Origin of the sequence: Massilia sp. DJPM01, from assembly GCF_030348125.1 — a bacterium.
Classification (GTDB): Bacteria; Pseudomonadota; Gammaproteobacteria; order Burkholderiales; family Burkholderiaceae_D; genus Telluria_A; species Telluria_A frigida.
Genome location: NZ_JAQOZV010000044.1, coordinates 49,045 through 63,843 on the forward strand (window position 1 = coordinate 49,045; position 14,799 = coordinate 63,843).

14 protein-coding genes and 1 pseudogene are annotated in these 14,799 nt (G+C 65.9%); 10 read left to right on the plus strand and 5 right to left on the minus strand.

All coding sequences use genetic code 11. The features are described from left to right. Positions 1-109: 109 nt before the first annotated feature. The 4 genes from PO883_RS24230 to PO883_RS24245 form a co-directional block, all read right to left on the minus strand. Entirely contained in the window at positions 110-1,126 is a 1,017-nt protein-coding gene (locus PO883_RS24230) for a BON domain-containing protein (RefSeq protein WP_289312026.1), read from the minus strand. 97 nt (positions 1,127-1,223) lie between these two features. Continuing rightward, positions 1,224-1,874, minus strand: coding sequence for a hypothetical protein (locus tag PO883_RS24235; RefSeq protein ID WP_289312027.1), 651 nt, complete (start codon positions 1,872-1,874; stop codon positions 1,224-1,226). Next, complete coding sequence (locus tag PO883_RS24240) at positions 1,867-2,559, minus strand: hypothetical protein (protein WP_289312028.1); 693 nt, start codon at positions 2,557-2,559, stop codon at positions 1,867-1,869. Before PO883_RS24240 ends, PO883_RS24235 begins: the two co-directional genes overlap by 8 nt. 218 nt (positions 2,560-2,777) lie before the next feature. Continuing rightward, positions 2,778-4,484: a hypothetical protein gene (locus PO883_RS24245; RefSeq protein WP_289312029.1), complete on the minus strand. Its 1,707-nt coding sequence runs from the start codon at positions 4,482-4,484 to the stop codon at positions 2,778-2,780. Positions 4,485-4,611: 127 nt separating this feature from the next. Here PO883_RS24245 and PO883_RS24250 point away from each other — a divergent pair, with 127 nt between their 5' ends. From PO883_RS24250 to PO883_RS24290, 9 genes and pseudogenes are all read left to right on the plus strand, one after another. Beyond that, positions 4,612-4,860 (plus strand): DUF1427 family protein, encoded by a 249-nt coding sequence (locus tag PO883_RS24250; RefSeq protein ID WP_167087786.1) that lies wholly within the window; start codon positions 4,612-4,614, stop codon positions 4,858-4,860. Then, positions 4,857-5,666: pseudogene (locus PO883_RS24255) on the plus strand (amidohydrolase family protein); the annotation flags it as partial. The gene PO883_RS24250 and the pseudogene PO883_RS24255, both read left to right, overlap by 4 nt. A 10-nt stretch (positions 5,667-5,676) precedes the next feature. Next, a complete protein-coding gene (locus PO883_RS24260; RefSeq protein ID WP_289312038.1) occupies positions 5,677-6,339 on the plus strand; it encodes a hydrolase in 663 nt (220 codons plus the stop codon). A gap of 100 nt (positions 6,340-6,439) precedes the next feature. Beyond that, positions 6,440-7,351 (plus strand): alpha/beta fold hydrolase, encoded by a 912-nt coding sequence (locus PO883_RS24265; RefSeq protein WP_289312030.1) that lies wholly within the window; start codon positions 6,440-6,442, stop codon positions 7,349-7,351. Next, positions 7,348-8,034, plus strand: a complete 687-nt coding sequence (locus PO883_RS24270; RefSeq protein ID WP_289312031.1) for a YoaK family protein — start codon at positions 7,348-7,350, stop codon at positions 8,032-8,034. The genes PO883_RS24265 and PO883_RS24270 overlap by 4 nt, the downstream gene beginning before the upstream one ends. Next, positions 8,031-8,579: a TMEM175 family protein gene (locus PO883_RS24275; protein ID WP_289312032.1), complete on the plus strand. Its 549-nt coding sequence runs from the start codon at positions 8,031-8,033 to the stop codon at positions 8,577-8,579. Before PO883_RS24270 ends, PO883_RS24275 begins: the two co-directional genes overlap by 4 nt. 92 nt (positions 8,580-8,671) lie before the next feature. Continuing rightward, a complete protein-coding gene (locus tag PO883_RS24280) occupies positions 8,672-11,710 on the plus strand; it encodes a sensor histidine kinase (protein ID WP_289312033.1) in 3,039 nt (1,012 codons plus the stop codon). Beyond that, positions 11,707-12,339, plus strand: coding sequence for a response regulator transcription factor (locus PO883_RS24285; protein WP_289312034.1), 633 nt, complete (start codon positions 11,707-11,709; stop codon positions 12,337-12,339). Before PO883_RS24280 ends, PO883_RS24285 begins: the two co-directional genes overlap by 4 nt. A gap of 133 nt (positions 12,340-12,472) precedes the next feature. Then, the gene (locus tag PO883_RS24290; RefSeq protein ID WP_289312035.1) at positions 12,473-12,895 is read left to right on the plus strand and encodes an AraC family transcriptional regulator; all 423 of its coding nucleotides are present in this window, start codon (positions 12,473-12,475) and stop codon (positions 12,893-12,895) included. On the opposite strand, the gene PO883_RS24295 is transcribed toward PO883_RS24290, so the two are convergent. Then, positions 12,892-13,677, minus strand: a complete 786-nt coding sequence (locus PO883_RS24295; protein WP_289312036.1) for a helix-turn-helix domain-containing protein — start codon at positions 13,675-13,677, stop codon at positions 12,892-12,894. The two genes, PO883_RS24290 and PO883_RS24295, sit on opposite strands and share 4 nt — an antisense overlap. Positions 13,678-14,018: 341 nt before the next feature. Here PO883_RS24295 and PO883_RS24300 point away from each other — a divergent pair, with 341 nt between their 5' ends. Then, a complete protein-coding gene (locus tag PO883_RS24300; protein WP_289312039.1) occupies positions 14,019-14,624 on the plus strand; it encodes an MSMEG_1061 family FMN-dependent PPOX-type flavoprotein in 606 nt (201 codons plus the stop codon). Positions 14,625-14,799 lie beyond the last annotated feature (175 nt).

The window sequence follows — 14,799 nt, forward strand, 5'->3', positions numbered from 1 at the left end:
CCGAACGGTGCAGCAATGCAACACAATCGCATCGTCGCGCCGTACGGGGCCGCAGTTTTCTGCTGCCGTCCCGGTGTTCCGGGGCGGCCTGGGTAGTAGGAGAGCCGGCTTACTTGACCTTGATCGCGCTCTTGACTGCAGTCACGCCATCGACGCTCTTGGCCAGGCGCACGGCTTTCTCGGCATCGGCCTTGGAATCGACGAAGCCGCTCAGCATGACCACGCCTTTTTCGGTTTCCACGTGGATCGCCATCGATTTCAGCTCAGGCTCCTTGAAAATGTCGGCCTTGACCTTGGTCGTGATGACCGCATCGGCCATGACAGCACCCGATTTCTCGGCCATGCGGTCGGTCTTGTTGGCCATGCTGTCGGCGGCGCGCTCGGTTTTATCGGCCAGGGTATCGATCGCGCGCTCGGTCTTGGCAGCCATGCTGGCGCCGGCGGCACGGGTCTTGTCGGCGGCATTGTCGAGCGCGTTGGCGCTGCGCTGGGCGGCGCTGTCGGCCGCCATGTCGGTGCGGTTGGCCACGGCGCCGGTGGTGGTGGTGGTGGCCGCGCTACGGGTATTGTTATCGACCAGGCAGCCGGTATTCGGGCTACCCGCGACCTGGGCGCATTTGTCCACCGCCGCCGCCTTGGTGGCGTCGCTGGTGGTGGTGCGGGTCACCGGGCTCATGGTATCGGTGGTGCCGCTGCTGGCGAGCTGGATGTCGCGGTCGGCCTTGACATCGGCCAGCGCGGCGCTGTGAACCGCGCGCGCATTGCTCAGGCAACTGTCTTTTTCGGCGCCCATGGCGTCGGCGCACTTGACCTTGGCCAGCGCGTAGTCGGCGTCAGCCAGGTCGGTGCGGGCCTTGGTGCGGCCTTTGAGGGTATTGTTGTAATCGGTCAGGGCTGCCAGGTCGGCGCGCGCGCGCACCACCTTGGCTTGTTCCATGCACAGGCTGCGGGCGTTGCCGCTCATGTCCTTGCACTGCGCCGAGGCGGCCTTGTAGTCGGCGGCGGCCTTGAGCGTCATCGTGCGGTAGGTCGCGGTATCGGTCCTGGTGGGCGTCTCGGCGGCGTAGGCGCTGGCGAAAGCGGCGCTGAGGGCGGCGGCAAGCAATGTGGCGACGATAGGTTTCATGGTGAAGTCCCTTAAATGTATGGTTGTTGGTGGACGGATTTAACATCCTAAGCACGCACAACATCTGTGCGACAACGTACATACGGACGCAAAAGGACTATCGATATCTGTTTAATCGTTCATCGGCCTGGGCAAATAGATTCTCATTGGCATCTTGCGGCCCCTCGGCCAAGGCGCGTTCGAGCAGGGCCACGGTGTCGTGCTTGGGTTCGCGGAAACGGGTGCGCACGCGCAGCATTTCATTGACCAGGGCCGTGTAGCGCTCGGGATGGAAGCGCGCGATCCAGGCCACCGAGGTCATGTCGGCGTAGGCTTCCTCGGTGCGCACGCGGCGCGTGAACCAGTCGCGCAGCGGACCGATCCAGGCCACCACCGGCAGCAGTTTTTCGTTGTGCGGATAGCCGCGCAGGCGGCGGTGGCAATGCCCCACTTCGTGCATCGCCGCGCCCGCCAGAAAAGGTTCGAGCAGCTCGGGGGCAATCATGGAACTGAGCTTGTCGGCGGTCGGATTGTTGCTGGCCGAGACGACCAGGGTGCAGCGCCCGTTTTCGCTGGCCAGCCCGACCGGCGTGTGGCCGGGCAAACCATTGCCATCCACCACTTCCAGGTCGATCGGCAAGCCCTGCGCGCGGCCATACGCGACCGCCTCGGTGGCGGCGGCGATCCACTGGGCTTCGGTGGCGGGAGCGGCGGCCGATGCCGCCGCGCCGGCCAGCGCCAGCAGCACGGCGGCGCCCAGCTTATTCATCGTTGAGCAAGCCGGCTTGCCACATCGTCACGGCGTCGTCGAAGGGGCTGGCGCCATGGCCGAAACCGTCGGCATGCTTCGCCAGGCGCACCCAGGCGCGGGTATCGTGGCCGCTGCGCTCGACCGGCACGGCGTCGCGCAGGGTCGACAGCCAGGCGTACACGCGGCCGTATTGGGCCCGATGCTGGCGCTGGACCCAGGCCAGCGCGACCAGGTCGGCAAAGCCTTCCTCGCGCCGCATTTCACGCATGGCTTTCGATTCGGCCAGCAATTGCACATCCTTCGCCTGTTCGTCGCCGGTTTCAATGAAGCCGGCCGGCAGCGCATGCCACACGCCCTGCACGTAACGCCAGCAATGGCCGATTTCGTGGGCGGCCATGGTTTCGATCAGCAGCGCGCGCTCGGCTTCCGGCACGCTGTGCAAGATATGTTCGGCCTCGGGATTGCCGCGCATCGACAGCACCAGCTTGCAGCGGCCATCGACAAATCCCATCGCCAGCGGCACATCGCCGGGGCGGGCTTTTGGTTGCACGGTGATATCTATTGGCAAGTTCATACGTTGCGAATACGCCAACACGGGCGCGGCGGCGTTCAGCCAGCGCATTTCCAGCTCGGTGAGGGTGGCGCCAGCAGTGGCGGCAACGGGAATCAGGGCGAACAGGGCAGTCAAAAGGTGCTTTAACATGGCGTTTCCTCAGGAGGTCTATAAATGCCTAAGAGCAATAATATAGACCTCCGGGACGCTTTGGGAGAAATATCTTTCCTTGTGGAAAATTCTCAACATGGCGCTATGTCAAGCTAGCGCTGGCGCAAACAATCAGATCGTTTCCCACTCGTCAGCAACAATGTTAGTGCGGGCAATCTTGCCGGGCCGGCGCGTCGATAGCGGCGCAGCCGGCACGCTCATTTTGCCTTCGCCAATGCCGCCGCCGTGGTGAATGCCGGCCGGATATCGTTCGGCACCGATTTCATCTTGTCGAGCGCCTTCTGCACATCCGGGCGGATCACCACATACCTGGCCATCATCTCCTTGGCGCGGGCATAGTCGCCGCTGGCCTCGATGGTCAGCAATTCGCGGTTCAGGTCAATCACCGCCTGCTTGATCTTCTTGAAATCGACCGCGAACGTGCCATCGCCGTGCGACACGAAGCCGCCCTGATCGAGCAGGTAATTGAGCTGGATCGCCATGCCGCGCGCATGCGAATCGGTCAGGCCGAAATGCAGCGTGCGAAATGCCGATGCCAGGAAGGTGTTATACAGCTTGCGCTCGGCCAGCTCGCCCTGCCCCAGCGTGTCTTTCAGCTGGCCCTTGTCCATCATGTACGCCAACGCCCACAGGCCGGCCATGTCGGCCTTGGCTTCCTCGATGGTCGAATACGCGTCTTTCAGGTCCTGGCGCGGGGTCGATGGCTTGCCATCCTGGGTGGTGCTGTGGGGACCGAGGCCATGGGTGATTTCGTGCGCCAGGATGTGGGTGAAGAAGGAATCGAAATCGAGGTCCTTTTGCGCTTCCGGCCGCAGCACCAGCTTGGTGATCGGCGTCAGGGTCGATTTGAACTTCGCTTGCTGGATATTTTTCAGCATCACGCGCTTGGAACCGCGCTCGCTGATGATCCGCTCATCATTCGGCAGGTTATAGGCGGCCGTCTGCACGCCCATATTGCCGTCGCCGGCGCCATACACCTGGTTGACCACCACCATCGGCGCCAGCGCACCGACCTTGGGATTGCGGTACTGCTTGTCGAGCGGCAGATTGTCTTCCAGTTCCTGCATGTGCTTGCTGAAGAAATCGAGCTTCCGGGTTTCTTTTTCGTCGCGGATATTCACGTACGCCTCGAACGCCGCCTTGTATCCGAACAGTTCATCGTTATACGTCTCGTAAGGGCCGATGGTGATATCGACCGGGGAATCGAGATCCATCCACGCGAAATCCGACGCCAGGTAATCGTTGGATAAAAACGCATCGGCGCGCAGGGTCAGGAATTTCTTGAGCGAGGCGTTGTCGGTCGATGCCGCCGCGTCGCGCAGCAGCGTGGCCAGTTTTTCCAGCTCGGCCTTGTATTCACCAGCGTAGGTGACGGTCTTGAATTTGCCCTCGGCGCCAGTGCGGATGGTGGTGAAGAACCACTGCGCCTGTTCCTTGTCCTTGGGCGCGAGCGCGTTCATCCACGCTTCCAGCGACGCCTTGCTCGCGCCTACCGGGTAGAAATTGGCGCCTTCCGGTTTCTTGGCCGGGATGGTGATGCCGGCGTAAGTGGCTGGCATGAAGGAGTCGTTACCGTCGAGGATGGACCACGGGCCTTTGTTGAGCCAAAAATAATTCAGGCGCGCCTTGCCGAGGGCGCTCTTGTCCTTCTTGAGCGCGCTCCACAGGGCTTCGTTATGGGCCCAGCGCTGGCGCAGCTGCAAGGTATCGATGATCCTGGCCGCTTCGATCAGTTTGACGATGGCGCCCTTGTCGCCTTTGGACAGGGCCGAGGTATCGGCACGCAGGTCGACCGGCGCGAAGCGCTTGGCCATCTGGTTCAGTTGGGCGACGCTGGCGGGCTGCCCGGCGGTGGCGCTGGCGCTGGCGAACATCAGAAAGATGGGAATAAGGAGTTTTTTCATGGGGCCTTGGCAAAAATAATAGGGTGGCAAAAACAGCATCCTGATTCTATCGCGCCCGCGCCCCGTCTTCCATACTCGTTTGCGACAGGACCGGCATTCGGCCCTGCGCCACCTGAAGGAGTGAGCAATGTATCTGATGTCGATCGGAGCCGGCGTGCTGGTAGGGATCATCTACGCACTGATCCAGGTGCGTTCGCCCGCCCCGCCAGCCATCGCACTACTGGGCCTGCTTGGAATGCTGATCGGCGAACAGATGGTCCCGATCGCCAAGCGCGTCATCGCCGGCGAACCGCTCACGAGCGCCTGGTTCGCCACCGAATGCGCCCCAAAAATCACCGGCCTGCAAGCGCCAGCACAAGACAAGGACCCGGCATGAGCGCCTCCCTCATCCGGATCAACGGCCGCTTCCACACCACCGACCGTTCCAACCCGGCCGCCAACGCGGTCGCCATCGGCGGCGAGCGCTTCATCGCGGTGGGCGATTGCGCCGACGTGATGCGCCACCGCGACGCCAGCACCCAGGTCATCGACCTGGCCGGCCGCACTGTCATCCCGGGCCTGAACGACTCGCACATGCACCTGATCCGCGGAGGCCTGAACTACAACCTGGAACTGCGCTGGGAAGGCGTGCCCTCGCTGGCCGATGCCATGCGCATGCTGCGCGAACAGGCCGCACGCACGCCATCGCCGCAATGGGTGCGCGTGGTAGGTGGCTGGACCGAATTCCAGTTCGCCGAAAAGCGCATGCCGACCATCGAGGAACTCAACGCCGCCGCCCCCGACACGCCGGTCTTCGTGCTGCACCTGTACGACCGCGCCCTGCTCAACCGCGCCGCGCTGCGGGCGGTCGGCTACACCCGCGACACGCCCAACCCGCCGGGCGGCGAAATCGTGCGCGACGCCGCCGGCAACCCGACCGGCATGCTGATCGCCCGGCCCAACGCGATGATCCTGTATGCCACCCTGGCCAAGGGCCCTGCCCTGCCGCTCGAACACCAGGTCAACTCCACGCGCCAGTTCATGCGCGAACTCAATCGCCTGGGCGTGACCAGCGTGATCGACGCCGGCGGCGGCTTCCAGAACTTCCCCGACGATTACGCCATCGTCGACCAGCTCGCGCGCGACAACCAGCTCACGGTGCGCATCGCCTACAACCTGTTCACCCAAAACAAGGGCGCCGAAACTCGACGTCCTGACGCCACACAACTCGCAACTGATCTTCATCGACCACCAGCCGCAAATGGCGTTTGGCGTGCAGTCGATCGACCGCCAGGTCCTCAAGAACAACACGGTGGCGCTGGCCAAGGCCGCCAAGGCGTTCAACATCCCGACCGTGATCACCACCGTCGAAACGCAAGCGTTTTCCGGCCACACCTATCCGGAACTGCTGGACGTGTTCCCGGGCCAGAAGATCCTTGAGCGCAGCTCGATGAATTCGTGGGATGACCAGAAGGTGCGCGATGCCTTGAAAGCCAACGGCCGCAAAAAGGTCATCGTGGCCGGTTTGTGGACGGAAGTGTGCAACAACAGCTTCGCGCTGTGCGCCATGGCGGAAGGCGACAACGAGATCTACATGGTGGCCGATGCATCGGGTGGCACCTCGAAGGAAGCGCACGACTACGCGATGCAGCGCATGATCCAGGCCGGCGTGGTGCCGGTGACCTGGCAGCAGGTGATGCTGGAATGGCAGCGCGACTGGGCACACCGCGAGACCTATGACGCGGTAATGGCGATCGTGCGCGAACACTCGGGCGCGTACGGCATGGGTGTCGATTACGCCTACACCATGGTGCACAAGGCGGCCGAACGCACCACGGGCGAACACGAAGTGCTGGCGCCGGTACCAGCACGCTAACCCCAAAACCGTCGTCTCCTGCATTGCCGGAACCGACTTCCCGCGCAGGGCTTGGCGCCCCGCGGGAACGACGGAAGCTAACGGCAACAAGAAAGCCATCATGTCCACAAACGACAACCAAAAAACCCTCTCCCGCCGCGCAGCCATCACCGCCGGCGCTTCCCTGGCCGCCGCCATCAAACGCACCTCCAGCACCATCACCACCAAAGACGGCGTCGAACTGTATTACAAGGACTGGGGCACCGGCCAGCCGGTCGTGTTCTGCCACGGCTGGCCCCTGAACAGCGACAGCTGGGAATCGCAGATGTTCCACCTTGCGAACAATGGCTTCCGCGTCATCGCCCACGACCGCCGTGGCCACGGCCGTTCCAGCCAGCCCTGGAGCGGCAACGACATGGACCACTACGCCGACGACCTGGCCCAGGTCATCGAAGCGCTGGACCTGAAAAACGCCATCCTGATCGGCTTCTCGACCGGTGGCGGCGAAGTGGCCCGCTACGTCGGCCGCCACGGCACCAAGCGCGTCGCCAAACTCGGCCTGATCTCGGCGGTCCCGCCGCTGATGCTCAAAACCGCCGACAACCCGGGCGGCCTGCCGATGGATGTCTTCGACGGCATCCGCAGCGCCTGCGTCAAGGACCGCTCGCAGTTCTACCTCGACCTCGCCTCCGGCCCGTTCTACGGCTTCAACCGCCCTGGCGCCAAGCCATCGCAAGGCCTGATCAACGCCTGGTGGATGCAGGGCATGATGGCCGGCCACAAGAACACCTACGATTCGATCAAGGCGTTCTCCGAAACCGACTTCCGCGCCGACCTGAAAAAATTCGACAAGCCGACCCTGATCATCCACGGCGCCGACGACCAGATCGTGCCGATCGACGCCGCCGGCAAGGCGTCTGCCGCCGTCGTCAAGGACGCCAAGCTGATTATCTACCCCGGCGCCCCGCACGGCCTGACCGACACCCACAAGGACCAGGTCAACGCCGACATTCTCGCTTTCGCCAAATCGTGACTCCCGACCAGCGCAACCGCCTTCGCAGCATCGACATGGGCTTCCTGGCAGGCTACGTGGACACCCTGGGCTTCGTCGCCCTGTTCGGATTGTTCACCGCCCATGTGAGCGGCAACTTCGTGTTGATCGGGGTTGCGCTGGCCGACGCTTCCAAGGCGTCGATCCTGCTCAAGTTCCTGGCCTTCCCCGCCTTCATCGCGGGCATCGCCATGGCGCGCCTGCTGATCCTGGCCGCCGAACGGCGCCAGTGGCCGGCACTGAAACTGGCCTTGCTGCTGCAAGTGGTCCTGCTGGCCGGCTTCATGCTGGCCGGGATGGCCGCCGCGCCCATCGGCGACAGCGCCTCCTTCCTGGCCATGACGGCAGGCCTGTCAGGCACTGCCGCCATGGGCGCACACAGCGCCAGCAGCCGCCTGCTGCTGGCGCAACTGGCGCCCACCTCCATGATGACCGGGAACGTGACCCAGGTCGTCATCGACAGCATCGACGTGCTGCGCGGCGCCGGCGACGCCGCCACCAGCGCGCGCTGCGGCAAATTCTTCTGGCCCCTGCTGGCCTTCGGCACCGGCGCCATCGCCGCCGCCTTTGCGTTCATGGCGTTCGGCTTCATCGCGCTGCTCGTCCCGATCGCCATCCTGTGCGCCGAAATGGCGCTGCCCGAACCGGCCAAGGGGCCCGCATGAACAAAGTCCGCCTCGAAGCGTTCAGCGATGGCGTCATCGCCATCATCATCACCATCATGGTGCTGGAACTGAAAACCCCGCACGGCCCGGCCCCGCACGACCTGGCGCCGGTGCTGCCGGTGATGCTGCGCTACCTGCTCAGCTTCATCTACGTGGGCATCTACTGGATCAACCACCACTACCTGTTCGACAAGGTGCAGAAGGTCGACGGCCTGGCCATGTGGGCCAACCTGCACCTGCTGTTCTGGATTTCGCTGATCCCGTTCGTTACCGCCTGGGCCGGCGAACATCCGTTCGAATCGGTCCCGGTGGCCATGTACGGCGCGGTGCTGCTGATGTGCTCCATCGGCTTCGTGGTGCTCGACGAGGTGCTGCGCCGGCGCGGCGCGGGCAGCGCGCGCCCGAGCTGGATGGAGCGCAAGAACCTGGCGTCGATGCTGCTGTATGCGCTCGCGATCCCGCTCGCCCTGTGGTACGCGCCAGCCGGCTCCATCGTGCACGTAGTCGTCGCCGCGATGTGGCTGCGCCCGCGCGCACCCGCTTGATGCCACGGCGCGGATGGTATCATCGCGCGCCATGAACAGCGACCGGCCGAGCGCGCAGCGAACAGGACGAACAACGTATGAAACCGCACAGCATGTCCCGCACACGCTGGTGGCCTCGGGCCATCCTTGCGCTGTTGCTCGCGTTCGGTGCCGCCGCACAGGCGCAAGTACGCTCGCTCGACCAGCTGGAGCACCGGCGCTGGGTCGCGACCGACGGTGGCCCGAGCCAGGTCGGCGCCATCGCCCAGACGCGCGACGGCTACCTGTGGCTGGGCACCAATGAATCGCTGTTCCGCTTCGACGGCTTTCGCTTCGTGCGCTACGAAGCGCCCGGCCTGAACACGCTGAACATCGTCGCTTCGCTGCTGGCGGTCGACGATGAACTGTGGGTCGGCCTGCGTTTCGGCGGCGTGCGCGTGATCGGCCCGCACGGCATGCGCGAACACCTGCCCGGCCCCAACCTGCCGGAAGGCGCCATCTACAGCATCGCGCGCGACCGCGCCGGTGCGGTCTGGGTCGCCGCCGACGACGGCCTGGCGCGCTACGACGGCAGCCACTGGGAACTGGTCAGCGCCAACAGGCACTTCCCCGGCAAAAAAGCGCGCGCGGTCTTCGTCGACGGCGGCGGCGCCGTGTGGGCCGCCAACGAAAACCGCCTCCTGTACCTGCCCAAGGGCGAACGCCGTTTCATCGACAGCGGCCTGGCGGTCGACTGGGTCAGCCAGATCGCGCAGGCGCCCGATGGCGCCATCTGGCTCACGGAACGCTACAGCGGCAAGATCCACCGCGTGGTACTGCTGGACGGCCACCTCACTTACGGCTCCCTCGCCACCGGCACGCCGGCCATCGGCCTGCTGTTCGACCGCAGCGGCGGCCTGTGGCTCAGCACCACCGGCAACGGCGTCCAGTACGTCGCCAACCCCACCAGCATCGGCGCCCTGAAATCGCGCACCTCGTTTACCGCGCGCGACGGCCTGAGTTCGGACTTCATCTGGAAGATGCTCGAGGACGGCGAAGGCAACCTCTGGGTCGGCAGCAACGGGGGGCTGGACCGCTTCCGCCAGCGCGCGCTGATGCCGGCCGGCTTTCCGCCCGGGTCGCTCAACTTCGCCCTCGTCGCCGGCATCGACGGCAGCCTGTGGGCGGGACCGAGCAACCGGCCCGCCATGCGCCTGATGGATGGCGGCATGGACATGCTGGACATGCCGGCGCCGGTATCGTGCGCGATGCGCGATCTTGAGGGCACCATCTGGATGGGCGGCCCTTCCGGCATCTGGCGCTCGCGCGGCGCGCGCCTGGAAAAATTCGCCGACCTGCCGCCGGCCGCCCTGGCCGAATCATCGGTGCGGGCGATGGCGCGCGACGCCGCCGGCGACCTGTGGGTATCGTTCAACCGGCTTGGCCTGTTCCGCCTGCACGCCGGCGTGTGGATCGCCACGCCGCCGCCCTCGCCCGCGGCCAACCAGCGCATGCCGGTCAGCGCATCGGCCGACGCCAAAGGGCGGCTGTGGTTCGGCTACCGCGACAACCTGCTGGTCACGCGCGAAGGCGACGGCGAAAAGCGCTGGGGCCAGGCGGACGGCATGGACATTGGCCACGTCACCGCCCTTACCCATCACGGCCAGCGCACCTGGGTCGGCGGCCAGCGCGGCATCGGCTACATCGACGGCGAGCGCTATCACGCGCTGCGCCTGCCCGACAACGGCCTGTTCGCCAACATCTATGCCATCATCGTGGTGCCGCTCAAGGATGGCAGCGGCGACGACCTGTGGGTGCACTCGCGCTCGGGCATTTTCCAGCTGACCGCCGCCGAACTGGCGCGCGCCTACGCCACTGCGGATTACCGCATCCGCTACCGCTCGTACGACCTGATGGGCGGGCTGGCCAACGACCCGTACCAGGTGCTGCCGCTGCCCACGGCGGTGCGCAGCCGCGACGGCCGGCTGTGGTTCTCGACCAGTAACGGCGTGGCCTGGATCGATCCGGAGCGCCCGCATCCCGAACTGGCCGGGCCGACGGTGCTGATCGAATCGGTGCACGTGGACGGCGTGCGCGCCGCCAGCGGCGCGCACGCCACGCTTGCCGCCGGCGCGCAGCGCATCGTGATCGACTACACGGCCCTGAGTTTGTCGGCACCGGAACGGCTGAGCTTTCGCTATCGCCTGGACGGCTACGACGCCGGCTGGCAGGATGCGGGCCGCCAGCGCCAGGCTGTGTACACCGGGCTCAATCCGGGCAAATACCGCTTCCGCGTGCTGGCGCATAACCAGGACGGCCTGCCCAGCACGCAGGAAGCCGTGTTCGAGTTCAGCATCCCGCCGGCGCTGTACCGCCAGCCGCTGTTCCTGCTGCTGGCCGGCGCGCTGGCGTTTGCCGCCTTGTGGATGCTGTACCGGATCAACATGCGGCGCGCCGCCGAACGCCTGCGCGAGCGCATCGAGGAGCGCCACAGCGAACGCGAACGCATTGCGCGCGACCTGCACGACACCTTGCTGCAAGGCGTGCATGGGCTGATTTTGCGCTTCCAGGCGATCGTCTACACCATCCCGGCCGGCAGCCCCGCGCGCCGCAGCCTGGAAGAAGCGCTGGACCGCGCCGACGACGTGCTGATCGAAGGACGCGACCGCGTGCGCGACCTGCGCACCGGCGCGGTCGACCTGAGCGAGCTGCACGACGCCCTGGCGGCGCTGGGCGCGCAACTCGAACAGAAAGGCGGCGCGCGCTTTGCGCTCACGGTGCGCGGCACGACCGCGCCGCTGCGCCCGCTGGTGCGCGACGAGGTGTACCAGGTCGGGCACGAGGCGATCGTGAACGCCTTCCGCCATGCGCATGCGCTGCACGTGAAGGTGGAAATCGAGTACGGCGCGCGCCAGTTCCAGATGACGGTGAGCGACGATGGCCTGGGCATCGCCCCGGCCTACCTGACACCGATGGGACGGGCCGACCACTGGGGGCTGCGCGGCATGCACGAGCGGGTCGGCCGCATCGGCGCGCTGCTCGCCATCCACAGCGACCCGGCGCGCGGCAGCGAGGTCCGGCTCGGCATCAAGGCGCAGCTGGCATACCGGCGCGGAACGCGGCGCCTGTTTGCGTGGCGGCGTACAAAAAACGATCAACGAGGCGACAAATGACATCTGAAACGACACCCATCCGCGTGCTGGTGTGCGACGACCATCCGATGATGCGCGAAGGGATCGCCGCCGTCATCGCCAGCCAGCCCGATATGTGCCTGGCCGGGGAAGCCGGCGATGGGCGCGAGGCCGTGGCGCAGTACCGCGTGCTGCAACCGGACGTCGCGCTGATCGACATCCAGATGCCGGACATGAACGGCATTGAGGCGATCCAGGCGATCCGCGCCGAATTCGGGCAGGCGCGCATCGCGGTGCTGACCACCTACCGGGGCGACGCGCGCGCGCTGCAAGCCATCCGTTCTGGGGCGCAGGCGTATCTGCTCAAAAGCGCCCTGCGCAAGGAACTGACCGAGGCGATCCGCGCGCTGGCTGCGGGCAAGCGCTATTTTCCGGCGGAGATCGCGGCCGAACTGGCCAACCATCTTGGCCAGGAACGCCTGACCCCGCGCGAAGTGCAGGTACTGCAACTGATCGCGCGCGGCCACAGCAACAAACAGGTGGCGGGCGAACTGGCGCTGTCGGAAGATACCGTCAAGGGGCACCTGCGCAATATCATGGACAAGCTGGGGGCGAACAACCGCACGCACGCGGTGACAATCGGGATCGAGCGCGGGTTCATCGGCCTGTAAAGATTCGCGGGCGCCGACTCGCACCAACACTTTCGGGGGGGTACACAGTCACCTGAGTGGCCCTGTTCGCCCAAGCTGGCTTCACGCATCATCGTCGCTGACGGAGCATCGTCATGCCACCCTGGAGCGAACCATGCAAGCGACCCTCAATTCCACCGTATCGAAGGCCCCGCCGGTGCGCCGCTTCCGGCGCGCGTCGCCCGTTCCCGCCCCCGACTATGGCAAAGGCGCCCTCGCCCCCTGGCAGGTGCGCCAGCTGACCGCGCATATCGACGCCAACCTGTGCACCACCCTGCGTACCACGCACCTGGCCGCCACCGTGGGCCTGAGCGTGAGCCACTTCTCGCGCGCGTTCAAGAACGCGGTCGGGGTGCCGGCCCGTGTTTACGTGCTGCGCCGGCGTGTGGCGGCAGCCTGCGAAGCCATGCTGGCCAGCGATCAAGCGCTGACCGATATCGCGCACGCCCACGGTTTTTGCGACCAGTCCCACTTCACGCGCGCGTTCCAGATGCAGATCGGGATGGGACCGCAGGCCTGGCGCCGCAGCCAGCGTTAATGTGCGGGCAGCGCGCGCCGGTACGCCCCCGGCGTCGCCCCGAACTCGCGCGTGAACAGCTTGATGAACGCGCTCGCGCTGGCATAACCGAGGTCCATGGCGACCGTGGTCACCGGCCGCTCCGCAGCCAGCATTTCGAGCGCCCGCATCAGGCGCGCGCGCTGGCGCCACGCGGCAAAGCCAAATCCGGTTTCGGCGACAAAGCGGCGCGTCAGCGTGCGCGAACTCATGGCGGCCCATTGCGCCCAGCGTTCCAGGTCACGCTCGTCGGCCGGGTCGTCGATCAGTGCGCGGGCCACGCGTTGCAGGCGCGGATCGCGCGGCAGCGGCAGTCCGAATGGCGCCGGCGGTGCGTCCCGGATCTCGTCGAGGATCACGTGGGCGATGCGTTCGCGCTGCGCGTCGAGCGGATCGAGCGCCCACGTGGCGGCGCGCAGCACCGCTTCGCGCAGCAGGCCCGAGGTGCGGATCGTGCAGGGGCGCGACGGCAGGCCGGCGCAAGCCGGCTCGGCGACATATGCGCTCCAGCCCGAGAACGGCCCGTGCGAGCGCACCGAATGGAAGTGGTGCGGCGGCAGCCACACCGCGTGAATCGCCGGCACGATCCACTGGCCATCCTCCACGCCCACCGATAACAGGCCGCGCAAGGACCCCATTAACTGTCCGCGCGCGTGCCGGTGACCGGAGGAAGCACGTTCGCCATCTTGGCTGCCCGCCGCCACGATGACCACAGGTCCCTCGGAGGTGTTGATGGTGGCGGGATCGAGAGTCAGGTCGGACATGGCGGATTCGCGTTATTAGTTGGCGGATATAGTGTACAGCAGACAAGCGGATTTGCTTATGCTGCGGTTTTGATCCTCGTGGAGACGCCATGCACGCACAAGATATCCTGCCAGACGATGTGAATGAAGCCAGCTTCCAGGGCCTGACGATACGCAAGGGCACCGTGGCGGCGTTTCTCGCCAATGCGCGCGCCTTCGCCGATCCGGCGCTGGCGGATGCGGCGCGCGCCGCCGTGCAAGCCGACATCGAAGAGGCACTGCCGGCGCTGCGCGCGCTGGGCGTCTTCGATGTGTTCGACATCCGGCACGCGCCACTGCGCGCCCTGGTCGAGAAGCGCGATATGGCCGCGCAGCCGGACCTCGATGCGCTGTATGCGGCGCCGTCGGAGCGGATCCGGAAGGCCGTGCTGGAGCGGCTGGTGCCGGTGCACGAAGACTATCTCGCGGCGGCCACGTTTTTCGCCCTGGCGAGCGGCCGCGCCCAAGGGCTGGACGTGTCGCCACGCGGCGGCCCGCCGGGCTTCGTGAAAGTGATCGACGCGCGCACGCTGGCTTTTGCCGATTGGCCGGGCAACAACCGCATCGAATCGATGCGCAACCTGGCCGACGACGAGCGCGCCGCCATGATGTTCCTGTTCCCCGGCCTGGAAGTATTCATGCGCATCAACGGGCGCGCGCGCGTGAGCACCGACGCGGACCTGCTGGCGAAGCTGGCCGAGGGCGAGCGTCTGCCGAAAACAGCCATCGTGGTGGCGATCGACGAAGTGCTGATGCACTGCGGTAAAGCGATCAACCGCGCGCGCCTGTGGAGCGAGCAAGCGCGTATCGAGCGCAAGGCGCTGCCCACGGTCGGGCAGATGCTGGTGTCGATGGCCATGATTGGCGAGGCCGAGGTGGCGCAAGTCGATGCGCATTACGAGCATGCGGTGCGCAACGATCTTTACTGAGGCTCAGGTCTTTGCGCAACGCGCCGGTCCCCGGTAGTCCCGGCAGGTCCCCGTCCATGGCAGTGCGGATACAATCGATCCGCGCGATCGCGCAACAAGCCGATGGGTATCCCTATGAATTTTCGTCGTTTGACCAGATCGACATGGGCTAAGGCCCTGGTGTCCTTGTTGTTAG

Excerpts from the sequence above, each read along its gene's own strand:
- PO883_RS24230 (WP_289312026.1), bottom strand. The coding sequence starts at position 1,126 with ATGAAACCTATCGTCGCCACATTGCTTGCCGCCGCCCTCAGCGCCGCT.
- PO883_RS24235 (WP_289312027.1), bottom strand. The coding sequence starts at position 1,874 with ATGAATAAGCTGGGCGCCGCCGTGCTGCTGGCGCTGGCCGGCGCGGCG.
- PO883_RS24240 (WP_289312028.1), bottom strand. The coding sequence starts at position 2,559 with ATGTTAAAGCACCTTTTGACTGCCCTGTTCGCCCTGATTCCCGTTGCC.
- PO883_RS24245 (WP_289312029.1), bottom strand. The coding sequence starts at position 4,484 with ATGAAAAAACTCCTTATTCCCATCTTTCTGATGTTCGCCAGCGCCAGC.
- PO883_RS24250 (WP_167087786.1), top strand. The coding sequence starts at position 4,612 with ATGTATCTGATGTCGATCGGAGCCGGCGTGCTGGTAGGGATCATCTAC.
- PO883_RS24265 (WP_289312030.1), top strand. The coding sequence starts at position 6,440 with ATGTCCACAAACGACAACCAAAAAACCCTCTCCCGCCGCGCAGCCATC.
- PO883_RS24275 (WP_289312032.1), top strand. The coding sequence starts at position 8,031 with ATGAACAAAGTCCGCCTCGAAGCGTTCAGCGATGGCGTCATCGCCATC.
- PO883_RS24280 (WP_289312033.1), top strand. The coding sequence starts at position 8,672 with ATGTCCCGCACACGCTGGTGGCCTCGGGCCATCCTTGCGCTGTTGCTC.
- PO883_RS24285 (WP_289312034.1), top strand. The coding sequence starts at position 11,707 with ATGACATCTGAAACGACACCCATCCGCGTGCTGGTGTGCGACGACCAT.
- PO883_RS24290 (WP_289312035.1), top strand. The coding sequence starts at position 12,473 with ATGCAAGCGACCCTCAATTCCACCGTATCGAAGGCCCCGCCGGTGCGC.
- PO883_RS24295 (WP_289312036.1), bottom strand. The coding sequence starts at position 13,677 with ATGTCCGACCTGACTCTCGATCCCGCCACCATCAACACCTCCGAGGGA.
- PO883_RS24300 (WP_289312039.1), top strand. The coding sequence starts at position 14,019 with ATGGCCGCGCAGCCGGACCTCGATGCGCTGTATGCGGCGCCGTCGGAG.